This is a genomic window from Pseudomonas sp. P5_A2_2 (assembly GCF_054177685.1).
In genome coordinates this window covers 1-3,709 of record NZ_JBGCUL010000438.1, presented here as the reverse complement: position 1 = coordinate 3,709, position 3,709 = coordinate 1, and the positions used below count along the sequence as shown (strand labels likewise).

The 3,709-nt window shown below is 59.4% G+C and carries 5 protein-coding genes; 2 read left to right on the top strand and 3 right to left on the bottom strand.

All coding sequences use genetic code 11. The features are described from left to right. From secB to ACXRVY_RS19965, 3 genes are all read right to left on the bottom strand, one after another. Positions 1-366 (bottom strand): protein-export chaperone SecB (gene secB, locus ACXRVY_RS19975; protein ID WP_458238059.1); only part of this gene is annotated, 366 nt, incomplete at its 3' end. Positions 367-422: 56 nt separating this feature from the next. Beyond that, positions 423-677, bottom strand: a complete 255-nt coding sequence (gene grxC / locus ACXRVY_RS19970; RefSeq protein WP_108216188.1) for a glutaredoxin 3 — start codon at positions 675-677, stop codon at positions 423-425. A gap of 1 nt (position 678) precedes the next feature. Next, the gene (locus tag ACXRVY_RS19965) at positions 679-1,092 is read right to left on the bottom strand and encodes a rhodanese-like domain-containing protein (protein WP_458238058.1); all 414 of its coding nucleotides are present in this window, start codon (positions 1,090-1,092) and stop codon (positions 679-681) included. Between the two features lie 152 nt (positions 1,093-1,244). Here ACXRVY_RS19965 and gpmI point away from each other — a divergent pair, with 152 nt between their 5' ends. Together gpmI and ACXRVY_RS19955 are read left to right on the top strand one after the other, a co-directional pair. After that, positions 1,245-2,774: a 2,3-bisphosphoglycerate-independent phosphoglycerate mutase gene (gene gpmI / locus ACXRVY_RS19960; RefSeq protein WP_458238057.1), complete on the top strand. Its 1,530-nt coding sequence runs from the start codon at positions 1,245-1,247 to the stop codon at positions 2,772-2,774. Positions 2,775-3,027: 253 nt separating this feature from the next. Further along, positions 3,028-3,709: murein hydrolase activator EnvC family protein (locus tag ACXRVY_RS19955; protein ID WP_458238056.1), on the top strand; the 682-nt coding region annotated here is incomplete at its 3' end.

Below are 3,709 nucleotides of genomic sequence, written 5' to 3'. Positions count from 1 at the left end.
GTCCAGGGTTTCGCGAGCGTACGGGAACAGGATATTCGGGCAGAACGCACCCAGGGTGTGGCTCATCGAAGCGTCATCCAGGTTCTTGATCAGGAAGATCCCGGCCTGTTGCACTTCAGCGATGAACGCCACTTCGTCACCGTTTTTCACGGTAACCGACAGGGTCAGCACGACTTCGTGGAAGTCGGCTTCCAGCGTCTTCTGACGGGTGTTCAGATCCAGACCGACGCTCGGCTCCCACTGCTGGCGGAAGATCGCCGGGCTTTTCGGAGCTTCGAAGGACAGGTCACGCACATAAATGCGCTGCAAGGAGAATTGCGGTGCAGTTTCTTCTTCGTTCGCAGCAGTGTTCTGTTGGTCAGTCATCGCAGATCCTTCTTGATCCAGGGTTCTTTTAGGTTTGCTTGTTTGGGGTATTACCGTCAGGCCCTGAGCAGCGCGTCGAGCTTGCCGGCACGCTCCAGGGCGAACAAATCATCACAACCGCCCACGTGGGTGCTGCCGATCCAGATTTGCGGCACGGACGTACGCCCGGCCTTCTGGGCCATCGCAGCGCGCACCTGCGGCTTGCCATCGACCTTGATCTCTTCGAAGGCCACGCCTTTGTTCTCGAGCAGGTACTTGGCTCGCGAGCAGAAAGGGCAGTAATCGCTGGAATAGACGACGACGCTACTCATATCACTTCACCAGCGGCAGATTGTCGGCTTTCCAGCTGGAGATACCACCGGACAGCTTGGCGGCAGTGAAGCCGGATTTCATCAGCTCGCGGGCGTGGGTGCCGGCGGTCTGGCCCATGGCGTCGACCAGGATGATGGTCTTGGCCTTGTGCTTTTCCAGTTCGCCAACGCGGGCGGYCAGTTTGTCCTGGGGAATGTTCACCGCACCGACAATGTGACCGGCGGCGAAATCCTTGCTCGGACGAATATCAACCACAACGCCGGCGTCCTTGTTGACCAGACCGGTCAGTTCGCCAGTACTCAGGCTACGGCCGCCGCCCTGCATTTGATAGGCAATCAGCAACGCCAGCAGTACGACGAAGATACCGACGAGAATGTAGTGGTTAGTGGCGAATTCAATCAGGTGAGCAACCATCGAAGGAGGTTCCAGGGCGTTAAAATGTCGGCCAGTATACACAGCCACTATGGTGGGCCAAACCCCGTCCGGCGGTGACGTGGCCGGAACTTCGCTTTAAACTGCCACTCCCTTTTCCATTACCCCTTTTACCTCAGCCACGAGTGGATTCCATGACTACCACGCCTAAACCTTTGGTCCTGATCATTCTCGACGGCTTCGGTCACAGTGAGAGCCCTGAATCCAACGCCATCTTCGCCGCGAAGAAGCCCGTACTGGACCGCCTGTGGGCCACCGTGCCGAACGGCCTGATCTCGGGCAGCGGCATGGACGTCGGCCTGCCGGATGGCCAGATGGGCAACTCCGAAGTCGGCCACATGAACCTGGGCGCCGGCCGCGTGGTGTATCAGGACTTCACGCGCGTCACCAAATCGATCCGCGACGGCGAGTTCTTCGAGAACCCGACCATCTGCGCCGCCGTGGACAAAGCCGTCGCCGCCGGCAAAGCCGTGCATTTCATGGGTCTGCTGTCCGATGGCGGCGTGCACAGCCACCATGATCACCTGGTCGCCATGGCCGAACTGGCCTTCAAGCGCGGTGCGCAAAACATCTACCTGCACGCCTTCCTCGACGGCCGCGATACTCCGCCAAAAAGCGCGCAGTCATCGATCGAGCTGCTCGACGCGACCTTCCAGGCCCTGGGCAAAGGCCGGATCGCCAGCATCATCGGCCGCTACTACGCCATGGACCGCGACAACCGTTGGGACCGCGTGTCCCAGGCCTACAACCTGATTGTCGATGGCCAGGGCGAATTCAACGCCGCCACCGCCCAGGAAGGCCTGCAAGCGGCCTACGAGCGCGGCKAGAGCGACGAATTTGTCAAGGCCACCTCCATCGGCGAGCCGGTAAAAGTCGAAGACGGCGATGCCGTAGTGTTCATGAACTTCCGCGCCGACCGCGCCCGCGAACTGACCCGCGTGTTCGTCGAAGACAACTTCAGTGAGTTCGAGCGTGCCCGCCAGCCGAAACTGGCCGGTTTTGTCATGCTGACCCAATACGCCGCCAGCATCCCTGCGCCTTCGGCTTTCGCTGCCGGCAGCCTGGAAAACGTGCTGGGCGACTACCTGGCGAAAAACGGCAAGACCCAGCTGCGCATCGCTGAAACCGAAAAATATGCCCACGTGACCTTCTTCTTCTCCGGCGGCCGCGAAGAACCGTTCCCGGGCGAAGAGCGCATCCTGATTCCGTCGCCGAAAGTCGCCACCTATGACTTGCAACCGGAAATGAGCGCACCGGAAGTCACCGACCGCATCGTCGATGCCATCGAAAACCAGCGTTACGACGTGATCGTGGTCAACTACGCCAACGGCGACATGGTCGGCCACAGCGGCGTGTTCGAAGCGGCGGTCAAGGCCGTTGAATGCCTGGACCTGTGCGTGGGTCGCATCGTCGATGCGCTGGAAAAGGTCGGTGGCGAAGCGCTGATCACGGCTGACCATGGTAACGTCGAGCAGATGTCCGATGAGACCACTGGCCAGGCGCACACTGCGCACACCACCGAGCCGGTGCCATTCATCTATGTCGGCAAGCGCGACCTGAAGGTCCGCGAAGGCGGCGTGCTGGCGGACGTGGCGCCGACCATGCTGAAGTTGCTGGGCCTTGAGCAACCGGCGGAAATGACCGGGACTTCGATTCTGGTCTGATTGGATCTCCAAAACGCCACAAAACCTGTGGGAGCGAGCTTGCTCGCGATAGCAATCTGACAGCCAACATCTATGTTGAATGATCGGACGCCATCGCGAGCAATCGAGCGTCGACCGGCTGCTCCCACAGTGGTTTTGGGGTGTTTTCAGGGACAACTTCGATCCAGTTATCACACAGTCAGAAATGGGCATTTTTTTTGCCGCCCATGGCGGGCATACTAGGCCGTCCCTTTCCCTGGTGCCGCCCGCCCCTATGCTTCGCGTCCTGATAGCCCTGACTCTGACATGCCTGCTCCAACCGGCCTTTGCTGACGAGCGCGCAGACACCCAACAACAGTTGGACGCCACGCGTCAGGACATTGCCGAGTTGAAGAAACTGCTGGGCAAGCTGCAGGAAGAGAAGTCCGGTGTGCAGAAAGAGCTCAAGGGCACCGAAACCGAGATGGGCAAGCTCGAGAAACAGGTCGAAGCCCTGCAAAAAGAGTTGAAGAAAAGCGAAGCCGAGCTACAGCGCCTCGATGCAGAGAAAAAAAAACTCCAGAGCGCGCGCACTGAACAGCAACGACTGATCGCCATGCAGGCCCGGGCGGCCTACCAGAACGGTCGCCAGGAATACCTCAAGCTGCTGCTCAACCAGCAAAATCCGGAAAAATTCGCCCGTACCCTCACCTATTACGACTACCTGAGCCAGGCTCGCCTGGAGCAACTGAAAAACTTCAACGAAACCCTGCGCCAACTGTCAAATGTCGAGAAAGATATCGCCATGCAGCAGGCGCAATTGCTGGTGCAGCAAAGCAGCCTCGACACCCAGCGTGGCGAACTCGAGAAAGTTCGCCAGGAGCGCCAGCAAGTCCTGGCCAAGCTCAATGACGACGTAAAGGCTCGCGATCAGAAACTGGCGGCGCGCGAGCAGGATCAGGCAGACCTGTCTAAAG